Raw genomic sequence first — 22,729 nt, 5'->3', positions numbered from 1 at the left:
TGCCACGGACCTCTACCGCAGGACGATGTCCACCGGGTTGGCCTCCGACCGCCACGCGCCGGGCTCGCCCGGTCCGGCGATCACCGGTGCCGTGAGCACGCCCGAACGGTTGGTGCGCTTGTCCCTCAGGATTTCCGTGACGGACCCGAGGTGCCTGGACAAGTCGATCACGTTTTCAGGAGCAGCCAGCAGGAGCTGGAACCCGAACTCGTGAAGGGCCTTGATCCCGGCGCCGGCGAATTCCTCGGAAGCCAACACGAACGCTTCGTCCATCATCACGGTGCCGTACGTCGTGAAGCCCTGCTCGGCGATCCCCAGCTGGTAACTGAGTGCGGCGGCCATGATGAACGCGGTGAAACGCTGGCGCTCACCGCCGGACATGGAGCCAGTATCGGCATGCATGAAGACTTCGGTCTTCCGCTTGGCTGCCTTGCCGGTGCCGGCTTTGCCCGATTTCGAAGCAACCTCGCGGTGCTCCTTGCACTGGATGAACAGGTGCCCGCGAACGTCCAGCACCTCGGCCCGCCAGCGACGATCCTCCGGGGTCTGGGAGCCAAGACGCTTGACCAGGGTTTCCAGTGACTTATAGCGCGCGGTGAGCTCGGCGTCGTCGTCCATGTCTGTTGGTGAAACGGCAGTGCCGCGGGACGGACGCGTGTGCTTCGCCTTCAGGGCGTTCTGGATCGCATCCTTGAACTGCTTGGCCGTGGCCGGGAGCGTCTGCTTGATGTCCAATTCCAGGAAGCTGCCCTCGTGGAAGTTCACCTCGGACAGGATCCCGTTGAGGGGCAGGATGCGGCTGGTGATGCTGCGCCGTTCCTCATCGAGCAAGTGCAAAAGCGTGCTGAAGGACTCGTGCGTGCGCTGGTTGAAGAACAGCCGGAACTCGGCCTCCTGCGCGGGCAGGCCGTCGCTGACGATTGCGTGGTACCGGGATTCGAAATCCCCCGCGGCCCCGATCGACGTGCCGTGGTCGGCGCTGATGGCGCTGCCCCAGTCGCGGACGAAGGCCTCGAACATGCGGGTCAACCGTTCGGCCGTTGCCTGTCCACGCGATTCCGCGGCATGCAGTTCGTCGAGCAGTTTGTTGCGGACAGTGTTGGCGAGGTTGTCGAGTTCGTACAACTCGGAGACCTCGCCGACGCCCGCGAAGTACGGCTCAAGCGCAGTGACGGTGGAGCCCGACGGCGGTGCTTGCTCAAGCTTCAGCCTCGCGGCATCGAGCAGGCCGTCAGCTGTGGTCATCTTGTGGTCGAGCGCCTTGTATTCGCTCTGCAGCACCGCGGCCGCCCCTGTGGAGGACTGGTGCTTCTCGCGCACGGTCTCGATGTTTGCACGCAACGGCTCAAGGTCCGCCTGTGCGGCCAGGGCGTCCGTGAGGCGCTGTTCGATCCGTGCGAGCTCCTCGGCTGCGACGGCAGCGGAGACCTGCTCCCACGGGCGCTCATCTTCTGCAACCCGACGGAGTGCTTCCAACTGCCGGGCCATGCCCTGGTGCGAATCCTCGCGGCTTTGGGCCAGCTCCGCGGCTTTGGCCAGCTCGTTCTCCAACTCGCCCACGCGGGCCGCCACAAGCTCCAGCTTGGAGGCGTTGTCGAAACCGAGAACGTAATCCTGGCGGCCCGTGAAACGGTCGTCCTTCTCCACGGTGTGCCGGTTGCGCTTGACCACGCCGCCCAGGCTCAAACCCTTGTCCATCCCGGCGAGCTCGTCGGGATCTTCGACACACGGGTAAGCGAAGTCCAACGCGATCCGCTCGCGGATCCATTCCCCGGCGTCGGCATTGGCACCTGAGGTGAGGATGCTCAGCTTAGTCAAGAGGTCGCCGTCGGACACGTCCTCCACAGCCAGCGCGCCACCGGCGAGCGGCTTGGACACGTCGACCGCCCGGAGGGCACCGCGGACGGTGTTGTCATTGAGGTAGCGCGTCACAGCAGCAAAGTGCTCGCCCGGAACCAGCAACGTGGTGGCAAGGTTACGCAAGGCACGTTCGGCAGCCGGGCGCCAGTGATCCTGCCCCTCGTCAAGGTCAATCAACTCACCGCCAAACGGCATCCGCTCTTCCGGGACACCTGTTGCGGCCGCGATGGCAGCACGGTTTTCAATGCTCGAGGGCGGCAGCAAGGACTTGCGCGACCGCAACGACAGCAACTCCTGCTGGGCTGCTGCGAGTTCACGCTTCTTGGTCGCGTGGCCGTCGAAAGCCTCGAACCGAAGCTCCTTCAGGGCCTCCGAATCGTCCTTCAGTTCGGCCGATCGGGCCGCCGCCTGCTCATGTGCCTGGTCCCAGCCCTCGGCGGACCATTCGAGGTTCAAACCGGCCTCGGCCAAAGCCTTCCTCGCCGAATCCTCCACCTGCTGGCGCAGCTTCAGGCCAACTTTGGCGTTCTCCAACGACTGCTCAATCGCCGAAATCGCGTTGCCGCCGCGGTTGTTGTAATCCAGTTCAAGGTCGCGGAGTTCCTTGGCCAACGCATCCCGCACCGTACGCTCAGCGGCGAGTTCCTGGGCCTTGGACTGCGCCAACTCCTTGAAACGGGCCAACGTCTTGGCGTGGACCGTGACCGCAAGCTGCTGTTTGTAGGCCTCGAACTCCCCGCCGGCCAACTCGCGGAGGCGGTTCGCATCCAGCAATGCCTGCGCGTACTCCTTGTTCAGCCCTGGAACCGGAGCCAATTGGTCGCGCTGTTGCCGCACGTCCTCCAGCCGTTGACGAATCGACATCAGGTTGCTGAACTCTTCCACCACGTCATCCGCGGCAGCCAGCGTAGCCGGAGCGTCGAGCACCTGGTCGCGGAAGAACGTGTTTACACTGCCACCCAGGCCCTTACCGGCCTGGATCACGCGAAGCAGCGGCAGCGCCTGGTCGGAGTTGATTCCCAAGAGCCTCCGGAAACGCTCCGCGAACGCCTTGTGGACGTCGAAAACCTGGCCATCCGGGAAGATCGACTCCAACGCGCCCTTGGTAAACCGCTTCTGCGCGATCCCCTCAATGGCCTCAAGGTCCAACGGTTTGCTGTCGATCACATAGAAACGCCCGACACTCGACTCCGTGCCGTTCTTCGGCAAATCGAACAGCGCCGACACCGTCACCTTCGTGCCGGCCGCGTTATCAAACGTCAGCGCGACGGCGGACCAGGTGGCACCCGGGCGTTGGAAGGCACTCGCCGAGCTATCCCCCACCGCCTTATCACCCACCTTGCCGCGCATGTAGGTGAACGTGGTTCTCTTGTCCTCCACAGCGCCGCCGGACCGCTGGGCTGCAGCCTCATTCGAGCGCGGACGGGCATCGAAAACACGGAGCATCGCATCAAAGAGGGTCGACTTGCCGACGCCCGAGTTGCCAGTGAGCAGGGTGCCCTTGCGGTCCACGTGCATGGTGTGGGCGCCGTGGAAGGTGCCCCAGTTGACCACCTGCACGAGCGCCAAACGCATCTGGCCGGGGTTCGTGAGCTCGCCGAGCGGGAGCATGCTTGCGATGGTCACTTCTGTGTCCCTTCAGCGTCGGTTGTGTCCGCAGCGGTACCGTCCGCACTTGGGTCGCCTATCGCGGCGGTACCGGACACATGCTCTGCATGCTCGCTCGTACCTCGCTCAGACGCATGCTGCCGCATGTCTCCGGCATCGCCGCTCGCTTCGGTGAGGTGCTCGCGCGAGGTAGACGACGCCGATGCCGCCCCGGGAGTGGCTTCGGGCCTGTCGGAGCCGGCAGCATCGTCCGCAGGACGAGTGCTGTCCGGCGAAGGGGCGGGGGCGTCATCGGCGTCGTCGTCCCCATCCGCGGAGGATTCAGAGGGGTCCAGGTCCAGGAGGGGTTCTGTTCCGGATTCGTCGGCTGCTACTGCTATCAGGGCCTCTATTTGGGCTGGGATGTCGCCGATGTTTTCGAAAGGGAGCGCCAGGGGTAGGGCGTTGCTGATGGTGTAGCTATCGTCCAGCGGGGTGGGGAGGAGGAGCTGGCGGGCAAGGAGCTTGGTGATGGTGCGGGTGACCACGTCGGAGTCGCGCAGGGCGTCTTGCTGGCCCGCGGGAGTGTAGTTGGCCACGAGGTCCGAGATTTCCTCGCGGGTGATCGTTGGGTCCGTCTGGGCGGTGACGTGGCGGTCCAGCAGCAGGCGAAGGCGGAGCAGGACGATGGTTTCCACTCGGCTCAGGGCTCGCTGCTGCCGGAGGATGCTGGACCGGGAGCTTGCTCCGATGATGTCGGGATCGACCGGGCGGAGAACTGCGATCTTGCGGTCGTGATCGAGCTGGAGGGTGAGGAACAGCTCGGAGAGTCTGCTGCGGAGGATCAGCTGGTTGTCCAGGAGCGTGGTCCACAGTTTCTCGTCCCGGCCACCGTCGATGTACGGGCCTTTCAGGAGCTTCACCAGTGCATGCCGCACCTTCATGGGGAGCACCCCGGTGTCACCGGGGAACAGCGCCGCACCGTCCACGAACGAGTCGCGCGGTGTGACCCGGAAGGGATCCGCATGAGTGATTTCAGCAGCGGGCTCGGCCACCGGTTCGGCCGCGGCGGTCTCAACCACCTCTTCGGTGGCCTCATCCGCGTCGGTGACGTCCGTCGTCGTGATTTCCTCAGTCATCAGAATCCTCATTCAGCGTGACGACGGGCAGGTACGCCGTGCGGATGCTGCCGTCGATTTGTTCGAAGTCGATGTGTTCCCAGGCTGCCCGGTCGAAGCCAGCGCCCGATTGCAGTGCGATGGACAACAGGGTGCGGACCGTGTTGATGTGCCGTTCCTCGGCGGGCAGGTTGTCCCAGGCATCGCCCAAGGTAGCGGCACCCCCCATGGCAGCCCGCACAACAGCGGGTTTGGCTTTGCCTGTGCGGGCGGAGCGCACCCGGTCCGAGTCGCTGAAAGCGATTGGGTCCGCGAGTCGCGGAGGTGTGGCGAATTCGTCGGGGTCGAAGAGTTTGACCATGGCCAATGACTCGAACCCGGCGTTGAACAGGACGGGCCCGCGGACCAGTCCGGGACGGTCGCGTTCGTACGGCAAGGAGCGGATCGCCTGCTCGGCCTCTGCCAGCACCTTGCGCAGGCTGACGGATTGCCGGACGTCGTCGCTTTGGATGTACGTGTTCAGGCTCTCGGAGAGTTTGCCGTAGATCCTCTGGATGTGGCTGTGCTGCGTGCGCAGTTCGGCCACCAGGTTTTTCAGCGTCTCGCGGTCCTCGTGGGAGAGGTCATCCGCGAACTGCCGGCTCAGCACCTCACCGATCGCCGAGCGGAAGCGCAACTGCTGCTGCGGATCCTCCAGGAAGGCAGTGAAGGAGCGGAAGGTTCGCCCTTCGGGGCTCTGGCGCAGGCGCTTGTCGGCCTCCAAAACCTGGGCCATCGTAGCGCCCTTGCTCAGCGACTCCTCGATGATCTGGTTGCGGAGCTCGCCCACCAGTTCCTCGATGCGGTCACGCATCTTCTTGTAGTCCGCGGGCAGGCTGGCGGCGAGATCCAGGATGTTGCCGGCCGCTTCAACAGCTTCCTCGTCGTCCAGGAGACCGTCGAACTCCCCGGAGCTGATGTCCTCCACCAGCTGCTGGCGCTCGTGGATTTCCTCCTCCAGGGCCTCCAGGCGCGCGCTTTGGTCCGGGTTGGTTTCGTTGGCGAGCTTCTCCACATCGCCCAGAAGTGTGCCGAGCCGCGAACCGTTCAGCGTGGAACGTTCGCTGGACAGGCTGTCCAGGAAGGCGAGCACGCGGGCCGCGGGTTCTGTGACTTCGTAGACGATGTGGCCGGACTGGTTCCTTCGCGTCAGGAACTGCTTGCGCGTCCATTCATCTCCGAACAGCTTGCCGTTCTGCTGTCCACCGAGGGTGGGATCCTGGCGGCGGAGCTGCTCAAGGAAAGCGTCGACGTCGGCATGGAACTCTTCGAGCGGAAGCTGCGGCCGGGTGCGGGTGAAGGATGCTTGCAGCACTGCGATGACCCACGGCGCCGAACGCGTCAGGGCCCACGCTGGGCCCTTGGTCAGCTGTTCGAGGTCGCGAAGCCTCGCGCTGATGGCATCGGCGGAGGACATGGCTGAACGGGACAACTACTCTCCTTCAGCTGCTGCGAAACCTGACTGGCAGCGGAAACTGCCCCGTACAAGGTTAACGCAGAGCGTCAGAACCTCCCCACCGCAACCATTTCGTAACCTACCGCACGGTATGGTTTCGATCCCATATCAACGGAGCCGCGACGCGTTTCCGCTCTGGCCCGAAGGCACCCCCACCCCTAGTGTCAGAACATCGACGCAGCCACGCCGCGCCGACCCACGCACCGTCGCTCCGGGGGGAACCATGGATTTCGATTTCACTGCGCTGGAAACAGGCACATACGTAGTTATTGGAACGCTGCTGTTTGCTGCACTCTTGGTGGCCTTCATCGCAGCAGCAGCAATGGCAACAATCATTCTTATCGGGGCCATGGGCATGGCCTGGTACGCCGTTAAAGGCGTCCTCGGCGGCCTGGTCCACGGCATTAACTTTGCGTGGGAACGCCTTGTTCACCACGCTGGACAAGTGGAAATTCCGGCCGAATTCCAGCCGCAGATTTCCCCTAGCACGGGTAGCTACTCGCGGGTAGCATTGAGGGACAGCTGAAGGGTTCCCACCCAAGGCGGACCCTGGCTCCATCCGGCACAACCGGCTAGAGGAGTTACCCCATGACGTCCGCCACTGACAACAGCCTCGCCGCAGCAAGCGTCAATGCCACCGCAGAGGAAGCCCGCGCCGTCGCCGAAGCCGCGCGCGAAACCGAGTGGAACCGGCCCAGCTTCGCCAAGGGCCTCTACCTGGGCAGCTTCGACCTCAGCCTGATCCACCCATGGCCACAAGCGCGGGCGGACGATGTGGAGCGGGGCGAGGAGTTCATGGCCCGCTTGCTGACGTTCGCCAAAACCATGTCCGGCCGCACCATTGAAAAAGACGCCAGGATTCCGGATGAGTACCTCAAAGGGCTCGCGGACCTCGGCGTTCTCGGCATGAAAATCCCACGTGAATACGGCGGCTTGGGCTTGTCCCTGGTCTACTACGGCCGTGCGCTTGCCCTGCTGGGGTCGGTGCATCCAAGCCTCGGGGCCCTCATTTCCGCACACCAGTCCATCGGTGTCCCGGAGCCCGTGAAGGAATTCGGCACACCCGAGCAGAAGAAGGAATACCTGCCGCGTTGCGCCGCCGGAGCCATCACTGCCTTCCTCCTGACAGAGCCCGACGTCGGCAGCGACCCAGCGCGGATGGGCGCCACTGCCGTACTGTCGGACGACGGCGGTTCTTACGTTCTGGACGGCGTAAAACTTTGGACCACCAACGGCGTGATCGCTGAGCTCGTGGTGGTCATGGCCAGGGTTCCCGCACATACCGACGTTGACGGGACCGAGCACAAGGGCGGAATCTCCGCGTTCGTGGTGGAGATGGACTCCCCCGGCATCACCGTGGAGAACCGCAACGCCTTCATGGGCCTGCGCGGGATTGAAAACGGCGTGACCCGGTTCCACCAGGTGCGGGTACCAGTTGCCAACCGGCTCGGCCGCGAGGGCCAAGGACTCAAGATCGCCCTCACCACCCTTAATACCGGCCGGCTTTCCATTCCCGGTCTCTGCGTTGCCGCTGGGAAGTGGAGCCTGAAGATTTCCCGCGAATGGTCCAACGCCCGGACCCAATGGGGTCGACCGGTAGGCAAGCACGAAGCCGTGGGAAAGAAGATCGCCTTCATCGCCGCGACGACTTTTGCCCTGGAGGCCGTGTTTGAACTATCCGCCGAGATGGCCGACGCGGGCCAGAAGGACGTTCGCATCGAAGCGGCTCTTGCCAAGTTGTGGTCTACGGAGTTGAGCTGCCGGATCGCCGATGAGCTTGTCCAGATCCGTGGCGGCCGTGGGTTCGAAACCGCAGAGTCCCTTGAAGCCCGCGGCGAACGTGCCGTCCCGGCCGAGCAACTGCTCCGGGACCTCCGTATCAACCGGATCTTTGAAGGTTCCAGCGAGATCATGAAACTCCTGATCGCCCGCGAGGCAGTGGACGCGCACCTTGCCGCTGCGGGCGACCTCGCCTCAGCGGATGCGAGCTTGCAGGACAAGGCGAGGGCCGCCGTCGGGGCCTCTGGCTTCTATGCCAAATGGCTGCCGAAGCTTGTGGCCGGAGCCGGGATGGATCCCCGGTCCTACGCGGAGTTCGGGCGTCTGGCCAAGCAGCTGCGGTTCGTTGAGAGGTCCTCGCGGCGGCTTGCCCGGCAGACCTTCTACGGCATGGGCAGGTGGCAGGCAAAGCTGGAATATAAGCAGGCGTTCCTGGGCAGGATCGTGGATATCGGCGCCGAGCTGTTCGCCATGGCGGCCTGCTGCTCCCGGGCCGAAATGCTGCTCCGCAAGCACCCGGAGCAAGGTGCCGCCGCCTTTGAGCTGGCCGAAGCATTCTGCGAGCAGGCGCGCGTGCGGGTGGACGAATACTTCGACCAGTTGTGGAGAAACACGGACGACGTCGATCATGACCTTTCACGCAAGGTCCTCACCGGCGACTACGCATGGTTGGAGGCCGGGGTCCTGGACCAGTCCGAGGGAACCGGGCCGTGGATCGGCGATGCTGCCCCGGGCGCGTCAACCAAGGAAAACCTGCACCGCAAGTATCGGTGAGGCGCTAGCGAACGTCCCCGTCGACGTAAAACCAGCGTTTGCCTTCCCGAACAAAACGGCTGGCTTCGCGCTGGACGCCGCGTTCGCCGTCGAGCCTGTAGTGTGCGGCGAATTCCACGATGCCCGTCGTGTCCAAAGGTCCGCCGTTGGCGGTGCCGACGATGTCCAACCGGCGCCACAGCATGTCCGGATCGAGGTCCATGGATTTCGGTCGCGTTGAGGCGTGCCAGGTGCGCAGGAGGTAGTCGGGGTCCAGGACAACGAAGGCCGAATACCGGGAGCGCATCAATTGCTCCGCAGTGGGCGCGTCGGCGTCGCCGCGGTGGAAGCGTGCGCAGCAATCGTCATACTGCTCCCCGGAGAGGCAGGGGCACATGCCGTTGCGGAGTCGGGCAAGTTCAGGGGTCACGAGTTCCCAATCTGAGGCTGTAAATGAGAGCTGGGCAACATATTTTCCCACGCCATATAACAGCTTTGAAACAACCCCGCCAGAGTAGGGGGCGGGGCGTGATTCCGTCGGTGCTGGACCTTAGGCTAGATACGCAAGCTGGGTGGGCAATGCGCGCATCACAAAACGACAGCCAGGGGAGGCTACGTGGAGGATCCGACAACACTCGCCATCAACCTGACGTATTTGGGAACACTGGGGCTCGCCGTCCTGATGTTCCTGGGTCTCGGGTTGATCATCATCATCACCCTGGTGGTGGCTGGAGTTGGGCGACTGCTGTCGATTGTCCTCCTGGCGATGGTGGGAATCTTCCCCAAGAAGGAAACCACTCCCATCGTCCAGTTGCCCCCGCGTCCCGCCCGCGTTCCAGTCCCGGTAACGGGCGGCGTTGAGTCTGTCGATTCTCCGCTGGATGACCTCGCCTACCTCGAAACGGGATCCACCGCGCAGGTGCAGGCTGCGACAACTGTCGCACCGGCTTCAGCCCCAGCCAAGGAGCCTGCTGCCGCGCCATCGACGCCCGCGGCACCCAAACGGGACCTCTTTGGAGACGTTCGACGGCGGCTCTCGGGTACGGCGGCCGCACTCAAGGAAGGCGCATGGAAGTCCAAGGTTGACCCCCGAAACCTGCCCAAACCGGCAGAGGTCAAGTCAGTGGTGGGAAACCAGACCGCGCATCATCCAATCGTTGTGGCAGCAACCAAGGAACCCCCTGTCCTGTCCAAGGACTGGGCCGAAGCGGTTGCCAAAGCAGACGAACGGGCAGCCGCCCGCGCAAAGTCCGAGCAGCCGCCCGCCATCAAGGTCACAGTCCGCGACCTTGACGAGCCCACCCCTTCCTCCAACGGGAAAACGCCCGGACCGAAGCGGCCGGATGCCCCGGCCAAGAAGCCTGACGGCGGTCCCGCCAAGCCAACCGATGCCAAGACCCCGGTTCAAGGCAACGACGCACGGAAATCGGGCCCGAACACTTCCAAGAATGGGAAGTCTCCGAGCCCGATCCGAAAAGGGTCCCTCAGCAGCGCCAGCCGCAACTCTTAGGCGGGCTTCTGGGCGGTGCGTGGTCGGGCCCTCCCCTGGAGCGCCCACCTGTCAGCAACCCAAGCACCCATCGCAGCGCCGAGGACGAGTCCGGGTAGCCACACAATCACATGACCTATCCACATCCCAGTCGTGAAAATGTTCACCATGATATCGGCGGAGTCTACTGACCCACGGGGCGAATCGCCGTCGAGCATGAACACACCGTGGCGGTCCATCCAGACTGCTCCCTCAACTGCGAGCACAGCCAACAGGGCAACAGTGCTGGACAAGAAGGCGAAGGATCCGGTCATGAGCCCAACGCGGAATGAGCCAGCCAGGAAGGCTGCTGTTACAGCGGCAAGGAAGATGATGACGGCCGGCACAGGAACAGTCGCCAAGAGGACTCCGGGACCGCCGTCGCCCAGTTGAAACCGCGAGGTGACGAACACAATCGCAGCGACCAAAACGCCAGCGCCCAGCGGCAAGGTCACGGCCAAACTCCAGGCGGCGTGCCGAGGATTGCTCTCCATAAAGCTACTCTAGGTACGCAGCCTCCGGGTGGCCAGAGTATCCGCCCGGGCTTCGCGGGAACGGCTACGCGGCCAACTGCCGGAACGACGCGCCGTGGTAGATGAGCGGCTTGGATTCGAGGTTGATGGTGGTCGCTTTGACCTCCAAGACCACGATCGCGTGGTCCCCTGCAGGCGTCTCCGAGACAACTTCGCATTCAAAGCCCAGCACGGCGCCGTCGATCAGGACCGCGCCTGAGTCGCTGACGCTCGTGTCCAGCCCCGCGAACCGGTCCCTCGTTTTGGAGGCCAGCTGCAGCGCGGCACCTTCCTGGCCCTCGGCAAGGACCGAGACACCCAATCGTTGAGCCTGGCGGAGCTTCGGCCAGGTGGTGGAGGAGTTCTGCACGGCGAACATCACCAACGGCGGTTCCAGTGAAACGCCCACTGTGAAGGACGATGCCACCAGAGCTTCCGGCGTGAAATCCACCATCGCGCTGAACGCTGCGACTCCGGACGGGAACTGCGCAAATGCAGCCTTGATGGCTGCCGTTTCTTCCACTGTGGTCTGTGTCATTCCGCTGTCCCCTTCGTGCGTTGCTTGAGTTCCTTTCCATAATTCACCTGCATTCGGGAACGGCAATATTTGTTGATCCGGAAGACATTTGTGTTGCCGTGTGTCAAGAAATGTCGCGAAGTAAGGCCTCCTCCATTACCTCCCAAGACGAAAAGCGAAGAAGTTCTACCGCTTGCGTTTATGCCTCCGGCGGCCGTGTGTAGCCTCGATTGAACATCCAGGGCCACCGACTCAGGCCTGGACCCCAGCACTGTCCCACCACAGGAAGCCGACATGAGCCTCAACGAGCTACGAACGCTTGGACGCACTGGCGCCCTGATCAGCCCCCTCACGCTGGGCACCCTCAACTTCGGCACCGGCGCCGCACCCACGGGGCCCGCCGAGAGCATCCGCATCATCAAAGCAGCGCTCGACGCCGGTATCACCAGCGTGGACACCGCGGACATCTACTCCCAGGGCGAGGCCGAGACCATGGTTGGCCAGGCTATCCACGGCCGGCGCGATGACGTTTTCCTCGCCACCAAGTTCCACGGCCAAATGGGTTCCAACCCGGCGCACGCCGGCAACTCCCGCCGGTGGATCGTCCGGGCTGTGGAGGACAGCTTGCGGCGCCTGAACACAGACCGGATCGACCTCTACCAGGCGCACCGTCCGGACTACAACACCGATCTTCTTGAGACCATCACCGCCCTGAACGATCTCATCCGGCAGGGCAAGATCCTGTACTACGGCACGTCCGTGTTCAGCCCCGCCCAGCTTGTTGAGGCGCAGTGGATCGCCAACACCAACCACCTGACCCCGCCGGTAGTTGACCAGGTACCTTATTCCCTTCTGGTGCGCGCCAACGAACGCGACGTTTTCCCCATCACCCAGCAGTACGGCGTCGGGGTTCTGAGTTACGGACCGCTCGACGGCGGGTGGCTGGCCGGTAGCTACCGCGTCGGCGCCGGCCAGCCTGAAAGCTCTCGATCGGCTGCCGTTCCGGGGCGTTTCGATGTCAATGCGCCCTTCAACCAGGGCAAGCTGCACGCGGTCGACGCCTTGTCACAGTTGGCGGCCCGCCACGGGTTGACCCTCATTCAGCTGGCTGTGGGCTTCGCCCTGAACCACCCGGCGGTGACCAGCGTGGTCATCGGGCCACGCACCGAAGACCACCTGACTGACTACCTGAAGGCAGCAGACGTAGTGCTGAGCGAGGCCATCCTCGACGAAATCGACGACATCGTTGCCCCGGCTGTGAACTTCCTGGAGCGCGACGCCGGCACCGTGGCACCCCACCTTGAGTACCCGGAATTACGACGCCGGTAGTCGCCTTCCGTTGTGAGGCCCGGTTTGCGCGTTACGTGCTTCCGTAAGGGCGCAGAGCAGGCCTCACAACGAGCTATTGACGCAGGTTCGCCCGTGGCGTGATCCTTGTCCTAAGTGCTGCGGCACTCCGCAGCGATTAGCTTCCAGTAGAACGCCGCCGTCCCATGTCCAAACACCATGTCAAGCAAAGAGCAGCGAAAGCCGCCACCCCCGGACAGCCGACCGAAGGTCCCCTGACCCACGAAGAACTGCAACTTTCAGGGCGGAACCATTCCATGCCGCTGGAAGCCCTGCACGACGACATCACGCCGGCAGGCCTTCATTACTTACTCATCCATTTCGACATTCCGCACGTTTCCGTTGAGACATGGAGGCTGCGGTTGGGCGGGGCTGTTGAACACGGTCTTGATTTGAGTCTTGAGGACATCAAAGCCAGACCGGCTGTCACCCTGCCTGTGACCATGGAATGCGCAGGCAACGGGAGGTCGCTCCTGGCACCGCGACCCCTGAGCCAGCCTTGGGTCCATGGTGCGGTGGGCACAGCCGAGTGGACCGGAACTCCCTTGGCACCCCTGCTGGAGGAGGCAGGGTTGGCGAGTGACGCCGTCGAACTTGTCTTTACCGGTGCCGACAACGGTATCCAAGGCGGCGTCGAAGAGCAGTATGCCCGCAGCCTGACCGTCGCTGAGGCGATGCATCCCGAAGTGATGCTGGTCTACGCCATGAACGGGAATCCCCTGCCGATCCAGCACGGATTCCCCCTGCGGCTGCTGGTGCCGGGTTGGTACGGCATGGCGAGCGTGAAGTGGCTGACGTCGATTGAAGCCGTGACATCCCGGTTCATGGGGTTCCAGCAGGCGGTCGCTTACCACTATCTGCAAGGTCCCGACGGCCCAGGCCTGCCCGTGACGCACATCCGTGTTCGCTCCCTGATGATTCCTCCCGGGATTCCTGATTTCTTCACCCGACGCCGCATCGTTGACGCCGGTCCCGTTATGCTGCACGGCCGCGCGTGGTCAGGACACGGCGAAGTGGAACGGGTGGAGGTGGGGATCGACGGCGAATGGATGCCTGCACATGTAGATCCGCCGCTGGGTGATTTCGCGTGGCGGTCGTGGTCCATGGTGTGGGTAGCCAGTGCGGGCGAGCATGTGCTGCGCTGCCGGGCGATGGATACCTCGGGCGCACTGCAGCCCACCGACCAAGTGTGGAATTACCAAGGCATCGGGAACAACATGGCGCAGCGTGTTGAGGTGACGGTGCGGTAGGTGTCTTTTGGGCAATCTGCCGCGCTGCTTTCCGGCGTTCTCGCCTGCCCGCTCCGCCGCGGTTAGACTCGTTCCAATCATGAGCATCCCGTCTTCTTCCCCAGCCAACGTCCGAGTCGACGCCTGGTTGTGGGCGATCCGCGCCTACAAGACCCGCTCCGCTGCCACGGCCGCCTGCCGTGCAGGGCACATCCGCATCAACGGAAACCCGGTGAAGGCTTCGCAAAGCGTGATCATCGGCGACACCATCCGGGTCCGCGAATCCGGGTGGGAACGGATCCTCGAGGTGCGGCGCCTGATCGCCAAGCGCGTCGGAGCCGAAGCCGCCTCACACTGCTTCACCGACCACACTCCCCCGCGCCCCGTCGCCCCCAAACTCGGACTCCCCCAACGCGACCGCGGCGCCGGCCGACCCACCAAGAAGGACCGTAGGGATATGGAGAAGCTGCGGGGGTAGGTTGGGGTGTCGGGCACTTATCCACAGGCCGCCATTTCTGACATGAAACCTTCTCCGACCCCGGCCTAGACTGACCGGCACACCGCCAAACAGCTGCTGGGGAGCCTGTCATGCCACGCCTTTCGTCTGCCACTTTTCGTTTATCGAATGCCGGGACACTGGTCACGGGAGTGGCATTGGCGCTCCTCCTGAGTGGTTGTCAGGGCGCTTCCACGCCCAGCACATCACCCTCAGAAACAAGTTCGACGACGGCGTCGCCCACCACGAGCGCTACGGTTCCGGCGGCTTCGGCTACTCCTTCGGCGGCGGCCGCGTACAAGCCCGCGGATGCCAAGGGAAAGGCACAGAATGTGCCGGTTCCCGTGATGCCCGACCTGGCGAAGGAGAACTCGAAGGCTGGGTTGGAGGCGTTTATTGGGTACTGGTACGCGACATACTCTTATGCGACCGAAACCGGCGACCTGGGGCCATGGAGTCGGGGCACGGATGTCACGACGGTGTCCGGCGCCGCATACAAAAGGGCTGTAGAGCTCAACTACACGGAAGGCCGCTGGGTAGTCGGCGGCCGCATCACCACACCGGTCATAGAAGTCCTCTGGCGAGACGGGCTGGACCCGCAGGCCGCTAAGGTGCAGGTCCTTCAAGAGCAAATACAGTATTTTGACGCTGATGGGAGTTCCGGACAACAGTCGACGCCCGATTACAACACTGCCGAAGCTGTCAAGGTTAGCTATCGGAACGGCGGTTGGCAGGTCATCGACAACGGATTGATCGTGGGTTAGTTGTGCGAGTGTCTCACCGCGGCCTGATCGTTCTGGCGGCCATGACAGCGCAAGCCGTTTTCGGCAGTGTCCCATCGTTTGCAAAAGACGAGCCTCGGGTCAGCATCGGAAAACACGACACGGCCATAAATATCAGTGCCGAGTTCATTCTTGATCCAGTCACTGGCATACCTTCAACGAACATGGCATCAGACACGGCCGCCACACAGGACCCATACCAATACAAGGCTGACACCATGTGCCGCGTCGGTGGTGGAGGTCTGGGGTGCCAAGGACTTCAATGCCCGCCCACCACACCAGACAGCCCCGAGGGAACTCCCGTGGTCTGGAAGAAGGCTCCAAAGGCCATCACCAACCCAGACTGGACAGACTACCGAGCGATCACCGGCCCCACCTGTCTCTACGACCCCCAACCCGAGAACGTCCTGGCCAACATCGCCGCCAGAATCCTCAACGACTTCCGCCAACTACCCGTAAATCCAGGAACCCTCGAAGCCCAACCCTTCCCACACACCCTCAAAGGCGGACCCACCAACTTCTACGCCACCGCAGGAGAACAGGCTTTCGACCTCACCATCCTCGGCCAAGCCGTCCACCTCACCGCAACACCCGTTAGTTACACCTACACCTTCGGCGACGGAACAACCCTCGGACCGACCCCGGTAGCTGGCTACTCCATCCCCGAGACCGAATGGCTCAGCAACGAGACCCGCACCAGCCACATCTACACCGAAACCGGCAACTACCAAGCCACCCTCACAGCAAGCTTCACCGGCACCTACTCCGTCAACAACGGCCCACCACTACCCATCAACGGAACACTCGACATCAGCACAACGCCCAAAACCATCCAGGTCTGGAAAACACAGAGAGCACTCGTCGCCGACACCTGCGAAGAGAACCCCAAATCCTGGGGCTGCCCCGGCGCAGAGAGCGGATAACCCGTGAGCGGCTCGGCGGAGCCTAGGAGAACCAGGTGTCCGGAGGGCCCATGAACAGCAGGAAGCTAAACACTGCGCCCACGGCCACGAGTGTCACAACAACGGCAAGGATGGGATTCCTCAACACCCAGGCCTGGGCTTTTTCGAACCCTCCCTTAGGCGCGTCGCCACCGGCGGCCAAGCGCCAACCGCCGGCGAGGAGGCCTCGGTGGTCGAGCGACTTTTCCATGGGGATGGTGGCGTAAGGAATGACAGCCGACGCAATGGCAAGGAGTCCTGTGCGGGTTGTCCACTTCTGGTTGATCCAGGTGAAAGCGGCAGTCGCTGCATAGCAAAGGAACACGAAGCCGTGGATGCCTCCGGCGATACTCACCCCCACGTCGGTGGTCCGCGTGACGTACTTGAGGAACAGCCCGATCAGCAACAACGTCCATGTCACGGCCTCGGCAAAAGCGACGGTACGGAACAAGGTGCGGGGCTGCATGGAAGTCCTCAGGTAGAAAACGGGAGACACATCCAATTTACCGTGGTGGACGGACTCCTGAGGAATCACCCGGTATGGCAAGCGCCTGCCGGTTGCGGATGCGGGAATCACCGAATTCGATGGCAACCGGAGCGATTTCGACCACAGGCTCGTGCCGCGTACGGGCTTTACCCACAGCAATATGTGGAACCCACCGTGGTGACCTGTAGCCAAGAGCGGGTGAGCTCAGGATGAAGTCGTCAATGTTGTCGAGGCCCAGGTCGTCCAGCAAGACGTGCAAACCCTGCAACAAGAGCGCCTGGCAGTCGTGGACTTCCTGAGGAACGTCCACTTCGAGACCCATGACGCGTCCGCCGCCCAAAGGAATCAGCTTGTCTGACTTGCCTAAAAACGCGGCCAGGACGGGGATCTCCGTCAGCCAACTGGCAATTTCAGGAAGCACGTCCTCCGGCTTCGCTGCTCCCTTGGTCCACGCTGCGATGTCATGGGCCAGGTCGTCGAGAATCCCGACATGCAGCAGGGTCATATGTAAGCCCGAGGGATTTCGAAGCGAATCGACGAAGCGGTTAAGGCCCTCGTAGTCCGAGGCACCGGCCCCAACACGGAGAACGGGTACCTCAACGGTGACGCGAGGTCCATGCGGTTTGCTTCCAGTGGGGTTGCTGGCCGTCATGGTTGCCATTATGCGCCGGCCGCGAAGCAAGCGGGAGGCCGACGGCGGAACTCGGCTTCCGCCGTCGTGCGTTGTTCCTTACTTCTTGGAGCGGGCCTGGACCAGGTTGGCGAACGGAAGCCGACCGAAAGCCGCAATGAAATCAGCGTGGTAGGTCGCTTCGGCGGCATTGACTTCGCTTGCAGGAAGTTCCTTCCATGCAATCACCAAGTCCAAGGCATCACGCAGTTGCCAGATGAGCCGCGCGTCCCAGACAACGGTCGGACGTCCGCGGCCGTAATCCATGAACTCCTGGATCTGCTTGCGGAGCCCGCGGTTACCCTGGCTGCCGGCACTCGCTTTGCCGAGGTACACCACAGAAGCGTCCGGAATCCACTCTGCTTCCAGTGCTTCCCGTTTGAGGGAGGGGTCCTTCTTCTTGAACGTGCCAGCGGCGCTCTTGCTAAGGAACATGGGCTCGAAGTCGGCCGGGCGGAGGATCGCAAAGATGCCGGGGCCTTGGGGGATCCTCATGGGGTCGAGTTCGTCGAGCGGCCGGAAACCGGTGAACCCGTCGTCAGTGAGCGACTTTTTGGTGAAGAGCATGGTCCATTGTGTCAAGGATGGGTGGTCGGGTGGATGGCCAAGGCGGCTTCCCGTACCGCTGTGCCGTATCCGGGAAGTCGGCGTACGGCGACATTTGCGAATGTCGCCGTACGGCGACAGAGGGCAGTACCAGCCTCCAAACCCTGAAGCGGTTCTTTCAGCGTTGACAGGCCCTTGTGACCCGTGCCATATTCAAAGCGTGAACCTGTCAGACAGCCGGACAGCCGGACAGCAAGAGCCCCAGGGTGCGCATATGCCCATCTCCCGCATCTCCGCAGCTGAAGCGGTCTTCGCGGCCCTGAGGCGAGCCATCGAGGGCGGCCAGTTCGATATCGGCACCAAGTTGAGCTCCGAAGCAACGCTCGCTGGTCAGTACGGCGTCAGCCGCTCCGTCATCCGGGAAGCGCTGAGGTCCTGCAACACGTTGGGCCTCACGGTCACCAAAACCGGCAAAGGCACGTTCATCGTGGCGAACAAGGTTGCTAACGACCTTACCTTGGGTCAGTACAGCGCACGGGATCTCAACGAGGCACGTCCGCACATCGAGATTCCGGCGGCCGGGCTCGCCGCCCAGCGCCGCACTGATGAGGAGCTGGAGCACCTCAAGGAAATCGTCCAGGAAATGCTCAGCGAGAACGACCCCGAAGCCTGGGTGAACCTGGACGCGAGCTTCCATTCAGCCGTGGCCCGCGCCAGCGGAAACCGGGTGTTCGCCAGCGTCGTCTCGGATATCCGTGAGGCACTGGCCCACCAGTCCGAAACCCTTAACCTCGTAGCAGACCGGCAACACCGCTCGGACGAGGAACACGTTGCCGTGCTCAACGCGATCGAAGCGGGCGACTCCGAAGCCGCAAGTAAAGCCATGGCCGCCCACCTGCAGGCCGTCAGCGTGGCACTGGACACGATCCTCAGCAAATGACACACCCCAAGGACACCATCACCATGCCCGTCCCCGAAGCAATGGCCACACCCCAGGCCTCCGCGCCCCAAGCCCCCAAGCATGTCCCGCTCGTCGAGGTAACCCGCGACGGCTTGGTGGAGAGCATCCACTACGGTTCGCTGATCGCCCTGCGGAGCAACGGCACCACCGCAGTGGAGGCCGGCGAGCCTGACGCCCCGATGTACCCGCGTTCAAGCCTGAAACCATTGCAGGCCGTAGCCCTGCTCAAGGCCGGCTTGGATATCCCCCAAAACCTCTTGGCCCTCACGGCGGCCAGCCACTCCGGTGCGCAGATGCACCAGGCTGGCGCCACTGAAATCCTGAAGCTGCACGGCCTCACAGAAGCGGCTCTGGGTAACAGCACGGACCTCCCGTACGGCGTCCCCGAGCGCGAAGAGTGGCTCCGCCAGGGCAACGGCCCTACCCAAATCGCGCAAAACTGCTCCGGCAAGCACGCCTCCATGACTGCCGTGTGCGTCATCAACGGCTGGCCTGTGGAGGGGTACCTGCATCCCGAGCACCCGCTGCAGGTCCTGGTCCGCGACACCATCACCGAACTCACCGGGGAGGAAGCGGCCGCAGTGAGTACTGACGGCTGCGGGACCCCGCTCTTCGCACACTCGCTGCACGGCATGGCCCGCGCTTATGGCCGCCTCGCGGCCGCCGACGAGAGCACTGACGAAGGCAAAGTCGCCCACGCCATGCGCCGCTTCCCGGACATGGTGGCCGGCGAGGGCCGCGACGTCACCGCCCTGATGCGGGCCGTGCCAGGTCTGCTCGCCAAGGACGGCTTTGAGGGCCTCCAACTGGTGGGGCTCCCGGACGGCACGGGCATCGCCGTGAAGATTTCCGACGGCGGCGATCGCGCCCGCATGCCCGTCACCGTTGAGGTTCTTCGCCGGTTGGGCGTCGACGGCGGCAGCTTGGACACGCTCCAGAGTCCACCCGTGCTGGGTGGCGGCCTTCCGGTCGGCGAACTCCGCGTAGCCCAAATTTTCAGCAACTAAACCAAGGACAGCTATGACCACCGTCGATCAGGCAATCCCACTCCGCTCCGAACACGACCTTCTGGGGGACCGAAACGTCCCTGCGGATGCTTACTGGGGCGTTCATACGCTCCGGGCTATCGAGAATTTCCCCATCACCGGACAGCCCCTCTCAACCAACAAGCACCTCGTCAGGGGTTTGGCTGCCGTGAAGCAAGCTGCGGCCCGCACCAACCATGAGCTTGGCCTCCTGGATGCCGAAAAGGCGGATGCCATCGAGCAGGCGTGCCAGGACATCATGGACGGCATGCTCCATGAGCAGTTCATGGTGGACGTGATCCAGGGCGGCGCGGGCACCAGCTCAAACATGAACGCCAACGAGGTCATCGCCAACCGTGCACTGGAAATCCTGGGTCACCCCAAGGGGGATTACTCCAAGCTGCACCCGAACGACCACGTCAACCTGAGCCAGTCCACCAATGACGTCTACCCGACGGCGGTGAACCTCGCCACGATCTTCTCCGTCAAGGAACTCCTCCTGGCACTTGAAGAACTCGAGGTCGCTTTCGCCGAGAAGGGCCGCGAATTCAGGACCGTGGTCAAGATGGGCCGCACCCAGCTCCAGGACGCCGTGCCCATGACCCTGGGCCAGGAGTTCGGCGGGTACGCAGTGACCATTGGCGAGGACCGCGCACGCCTGGACGAGTCGCACATGCTGATCCACGAGATCAACCTGGGTGCCACCGCAATCGGCACTGGCTTGAACGCCCCGGCCGGTTACGCCGAAGCTGCCTGCCGCCACTTGGCTGAAATCACAGGCCTTCCCCTCCTCACCGCTGCGGACCTCATCGAGGCCACCCAAGACGTGGGCGCGTTCGTTCACCTGTCCGGCGTCCTCAAGCGCGTGGCAGTGAAACTCTCCAAGATTTGCAACGACCTCCGCCTGCTGTCCTCCGGACCGCGTGCGGGTTTGGGCGAGATCAACCTTCCGGCTGTGCAGTCCGGCTCGTCGATCATGCCCGGCAAGATCAATCCGGTGATCCCGGAAGTGGTCAGCCAGGTGGCGTATGAAGTCATCGGCAACGATGTCACTGTCACCATGGCCGCGGAGGCGGGCCAGCTTCAGCTGAACGCCTTCGAACCGATCATTGTGCACAGCCTGCACAAGAGCATCTCCCACCTGGAAGCAGCGTGCCGCACCCTTACGGCACGCTGCGTCCGGGGCATCACCGCAAACACCGAACGGCTACGGCTTACCGTGGAGCAGTCGATCGGTCTCGTCACGGCATTGAACCCCCATATCGGTTACGCCTCCGCCACCGCTATCGCCCAGGAGGCGCTGGCAACGGGCAAGGGTGTGGCAGAGCTCGTTCTGGAGCACGGCCTGCTGACCGCAGCGCAGCTGGAAGAACTTCTCAGCCCCGAACGTCTGGCAAATCTCAGCAAACAGGTCGAAACTGACCACTAAGCCCAGCGGCTTTAGTCAGCCGTCCCGCCCGATGAGGCATACCGCCACGAGGCGCTGTCTTGCGTGCCCGAATCCCTGACCGGACGCGCCCAGGACACCCCCAACAGGACACTCCTAAGGATTCCAATGACCAATCCCATCACGGACCACACGGTCCCGGCCCAAGCGCACGCCAGCGAAAAAGCCCTCCACCAGGAGGACTCCGGCTACCACAAGGACCTCAAGCCCCGCCAGATCCAGATGATCGCGATCGGCGGCGCTATCGGCACCGGCCTGTTCCTGGGCGCCGGTGGCCGGCTCAATGCGGCCGGCCCGTCCCTTGTCATTGCGTACGCAGTCTGTGGCTTCTTCGCTTTCCTGATTCTTCGCGCCCTTGGTGAACTCGTTTTGCACCGCCCGTCGTCGGGGTCGTTCGTCTCCTACGCCCGTGAGTTCTACGGCGAGAAGGCAGCATTCGTCTCGGGTTGGTTCTACTGGATCAACTGGGCCACCACCACCATCGTGGACATCACCGCAGTGGCGCTATATATGAACTTCTTCGGCAAATACATCGCCTGGATGGGCGCCGTTCCGCAGTGGGCCTGGGCGCTCATTGCCCTGGTGGTGGTCCTCTGCCTCAATCTGGTGTCCGTGAAGGTCTTCGGCGAAATGGAGTTCTGGTTCGCGCTGATCAAGGTGGCCGCGCTGGTGGCCTTCCTCCTTGTCGGCACCTACTTCGTCATCTTCGGCACCCCGGTGGAAGGCCAGGAAGTGGGCTTCAGCCTCATCTCGGACAACGGCGGTGTCTTCCCGAACGGCATCCTGCCCATGATCATCCTCATGCAGGGTGTGCTGTTCGCCTACGCCTCGATCGAGCTCGTGGGAACCGCTGCTGGTGAAACTGCCAACCCGGAGAAGATCATGCCCAAGGCCATCAACTCCGTGGTCTTCCGCATCGCGGTCTTCTACGTTGGCTCCGTCATCCTGCTGGCCCTGCTCCTCCCTTACACCTCGTACGAGAAGGGCGTCAGCCCCTTCGTGACATTCTTCGGCTCCATCGGCGTCGAAGGCGTAGACGTCATCATGAACCTCGTGGTGCTCACCGCCGCCCTGTCCTCGCTGAACGCCGGGCTCTACTCCACGGGCCGCATCCTCCGCTCCATGTCAGTGGCCGGCTCCGCCCCGAAGTTCGCGCAGCGCATGAACAAGGCAGGCGTCCCTTATGGCGGCATCGCCATCACAGCAGGCGTTTCGTTGCTCGGCGTTCCGCTGAACTACCTGGTTCCGTCCGATGCCTTCGAAATCGTCCTCAACGTTGCCTCCGTGGGCATCATCGTCACCTGGGCCACGATCGTCCTTTGCCAGATGCAGCTCAAACGCTGGTCCGACAAGGGCTGGTTGAAGCGACCGTCGTTCCGGTTGTTCGGCGCCCCCTACACGGGCTGGCTGTCCTTGGTCTTCCTGCTGGGTGTCCTGATCATGGTGTTCATCGAGTCCCCGCTCACCATGCTGGTCACTGCGATTGCCTGCGGACTCATGGTCTGGGGCTGGTTCCTGTGCCGTAAGCAGATCCACGAACTCGCTGCCACGCGCGACGGTTACACCGGCAGCGCACCGGTGATCGCCAATCGCCCGCTCCCCGGCGGCGATAAGTAGCAAGCAACAACCGCTGAGTCACGACGGCGGCA

21 protein-coding genes and 1 pseudogene are annotated in these 22,729 nt (G+C 63.2%); 12 read left to right on the top strand and 10 right to left on the bottom strand.

The features are described 5' to 3' along the window. Window positions 1-12 precede the first annotated feature (12 nt). The 3 genes and pseudogenes from ACSSVG_RS12515 to ACSSVG_RS12505 form a co-directional block, all read right to left on the bottom strand. Window positions 13-3,486: an ATP-binding protein gene (locus ACSSVG_RS12515; RefSeq protein ID WP_492415079.1), complete on the bottom strand. Its 3,474-nt coding sequence runs from the start codon at window positions 3,484-3,486 to the stop codon at window positions 13-15. A 260-nt stretch (window positions 3,487-3,746) separates the two neighbouring features. Next, window positions 3,747-4,586 (bottom strand): annotated as a pseudogene (locus tag ACSSVG_RS12510) (DUF4194 domain-containing protein); the annotation flags it as partial. Further along, window positions 4,579-6,036 (bottom strand): DUF3375 family protein, encoded by a 1,458-nt coding sequence (locus tag ACSSVG_RS12505; protein ID WP_492415078.1) that lies wholly within the window; start codon window positions 6,034-6,036, stop codon window positions 4,579-4,581. The gene ACSSVG_RS12505 and the pseudogene ACSSVG_RS12510, both read right to left, overlap by 8 nt. Window positions 6,037-6,283: 247 nt before the next feature. Between ACSSVG_RS12505 and ACSSVG_RS12500 the strand changes: the two genes are divergently transcribed. Both ACSSVG_RS12500 and ACSSVG_RS12495 read left to right on the top strand, forming a co-directional pair. After that, a complete protein-coding gene (locus ACSSVG_RS12500; protein WP_231341742.1) occupies window positions 6,284-6,586 on the top strand; it encodes a hypothetical protein in 303 nt (100 codons plus the stop codon). Window positions 6,587-6,648: 62 nt separating this feature from the next. Further along, complete coding sequence (locus ACSSVG_RS12495) at window positions 6,649-8,613, top strand: acyl-CoA dehydrogenase family protein (protein WP_492415077.1); 1,965 nt, start codon at window positions 6,649-6,651, stop codon at window positions 8,611-8,613. A 4-nt stretch (window positions 8,614-8,617) separates the two neighbouring features. On the opposite strand, the gene ACSSVG_RS12490 is transcribed toward ACSSVG_RS12495, so the two are convergent. Next, window positions 8,618-9,073: a YchJ family protein gene (locus ACSSVG_RS12490; RefSeq protein ID WP_492415076.1), complete on the bottom strand. Its 456-nt coding sequence runs from the start codon at window positions 9,071-9,073 to the stop codon at window positions 8,618-8,620. A gap of 135 nt (window positions 9,074-9,208) precedes the next feature. On the opposite strand from ACSSVG_RS12490, the gene ACSSVG_RS12485 reads away from it, so the two are divergent. After that, window positions 9,209-10,102, top strand: a complete 894-nt coding sequence (locus ACSSVG_RS12485; protein WP_492415075.1) for a hypothetical protein — start codon at window positions 9,209-9,211, stop codon at window positions 10,100-10,102. Here the strand turns inward: ACSSVG_RS12485 and ACSSVG_RS12480 are convergent. Continuing rightward, on the bottom strand, window positions 10,099-10,614 hold the full coding sequence (locus tag ACSSVG_RS12480) for a hypothetical protein (RefSeq protein ID WP_492415074.1): 516 nt from the start codon (window positions 10,612-10,614) through the stop codon (window positions 10,099-10,101). The two genes, ACSSVG_RS12485 and ACSSVG_RS12480, sit on opposite strands and share 4 nt — an antisense overlap. A gap of 64 nt (window positions 10,615-10,678) precedes the next feature. Further along, the gene (locus tag ACSSVG_RS12475; protein ID WP_231341747.1) at window positions 10,679-11,170 is read right to left on the bottom strand and encodes a flavin reductase family protein; all 492 of its coding nucleotides are present in this window, start codon (window positions 11,168-11,170) and stop codon (window positions 10,679-10,681) included. 273 nt (window positions 11,171-11,443) lie between these two features. Between ACSSVG_RS12475 and ACSSVG_RS12470 the strand changes: the two genes are divergently transcribed. The 3 genes from ACSSVG_RS12470 (at window position 11,444) to ACSSVG_RS12460 (ending at window position 14,203) form a co-directional block, all read left to right on the top strand. Next, entirely contained in the window at window positions 11,444-12,478 is a 1,035-nt protein-coding gene (locus tag ACSSVG_RS12470; RefSeq protein ID WP_492415073.1) for an aldo/keto reductase, read from the top strand. A 164-nt stretch (window positions 12,479-12,642) separates the two neighbouring features. Continuing rightward, window positions 12,643-13,746, top strand: a complete 1,104-nt coding sequence (locus ACSSVG_RS12465) for a sulfite oxidase (protein ID WP_492415072.1) — start codon at window positions 12,643-12,645, stop codon at window positions 13,744-13,746. A 79-nt stretch (window positions 13,747-13,825) separates the two neighbouring features. After that, window positions 13,826-14,203, top strand: coding sequence for an RNA-binding S4 domain-containing protein (locus ACSSVG_RS12460; RefSeq protein ID WP_018779945.1), 378 nt, complete (start codon window positions 13,826-13,828; stop codon window positions 14,201-14,203). Between the two features lie 199 nt (window positions 14,204-14,402). Here ACSSVG_RS12460 and ACSSVG_RS12455 read toward each other — a convergent pair whose 3' ends face one another. Continuing rightward, window positions 14,403-14,537, bottom strand: coding sequence for a hypothetical protein (locus ACSSVG_RS12455; RefSeq protein ID WP_492415071.1), 135 nt, complete (start codon window positions 14,535-14,537; stop codon window positions 14,403-14,405). A 16-nt stretch (window positions 14,538-14,553) separates the two neighbouring features. On the opposite strand from ACSSVG_RS12455, the gene ACSSVG_RS12450 reads away from it, so the two are divergent. Together ACSSVG_RS12450 and ACSSVG_RS12445 are read left to right on the top strand one after the other, a co-directional pair. Further along, window positions 14,554-14,985: a DUF6318 family protein gene (locus ACSSVG_RS12450; protein ID WP_492415070.1), complete on the top strand. Its 432-nt coding sequence runs from the start codon at window positions 14,554-14,556 to the stop codon at window positions 14,983-14,985. A gap of 182 nt (window positions 14,986-15,167) precedes the next feature. Continuing rightward, a complete protein-coding gene (locus ACSSVG_RS12445) occupies window positions 15,168-15,926 on the top strand; it encodes a PKD domain-containing protein (protein ID WP_492415069.1) in 759 nt (252 codons plus the stop codon). A gap of 22 nt (window positions 15,927-15,948) precedes the next feature. Here the strand turns inward: ACSSVG_RS12445 and ACSSVG_RS12440 are convergent, their stop codons facing one another. The 3 genes from ACSSVG_RS12440 to ACSSVG_RS12430 form a co-directional block, all read right to left on the bottom strand. Further along, entirely contained in the window at window positions 15,949-16,410 is a 462-nt protein-coding gene (locus tag ACSSVG_RS12440) for a DUF3817 domain-containing protein (RefSeq protein WP_492415068.1), read from the bottom strand. Between the two features lie 37 nt (window positions 16,411-16,447). Beyond that, entirely contained in the window at window positions 16,448-17,083 is a 636-nt protein-coding gene (locus ACSSVG_RS12435) for a hypothetical protein (protein ID WP_492415067.1), read from the bottom strand. A 78-nt stretch (window positions 17,084-17,161) separates the two neighbouring features. Next, the gene (locus tag ACSSVG_RS12430; protein ID WP_492415066.1) at window positions 17,162-17,668 is read right to left on the bottom strand and encodes a hypothetical protein; all 507 of its coding nucleotides are present in this window, start codon (window positions 17,666-17,668) and stop codon (window positions 17,162-17,164) included. A 199-nt stretch (window positions 17,669-17,867) separates the two neighbouring features. On the opposite strand from ACSSVG_RS12430, the gene ACSSVG_RS12425 reads away from it, so the two are divergent. The 4 genes from ACSSVG_RS12425 to ACSSVG_RS12410 all read left to right on the top strand — a co-directional run bounded on the left by ACSSVG_RS12425 (window position 17,868) and on the right by ACSSVG_RS12410 (window position 22,697). After that, a complete protein-coding gene (locus ACSSVG_RS12425) occupies window positions 17,868-18,587 on the top strand; it encodes a FadR/GntR family transcriptional regulator (protein ID WP_231343380.1) in 720 nt (239 codons plus the stop codon). After that, a complete protein-coding gene (locus ACSSVG_RS12420; protein WP_492415065.1) occupies window positions 18,584-19,615 on the top strand; it encodes an asparaginase in 1,032 nt (343 codons plus the stop codon). The genes ACSSVG_RS12425 and ACSSVG_RS12420 overlap by 4 nt, the downstream gene beginning before the upstream one ends. A 13-nt stretch (window positions 19,616-19,628) precedes the next feature. Next, on the top strand, window positions 19,629-21,062 hold the full coding sequence (locus tag ACSSVG_RS12415) for an aspartate ammonia-lyase (protein ID WP_492415064.1): 1,434 nt from the start codon (window positions 19,629-19,631) through the stop codon (window positions 21,060-21,062). A gap of 126 nt (window positions 21,063-21,188) precedes the next feature. Then, window positions 21,189-22,697, top strand: a complete 1,509-nt coding sequence (locus ACSSVG_RS12410; RefSeq protein ID WP_492415063.1) for an amino acid permease — start codon at window positions 21,189-21,191, stop codon at window positions 22,695-22,697. The last annotated feature ends 32 nt before the right edge of the window (window positions 22,698-22,729 follow it).

It is taken from the genome of Paenarthrobacter sp. E2MeOHC11 (genome assembly GCF_058744955.1).
Note: the sequence above shows the minus strand (reverse complement) of the source record. Positions and strands in the feature narration are given on the sequence as shown.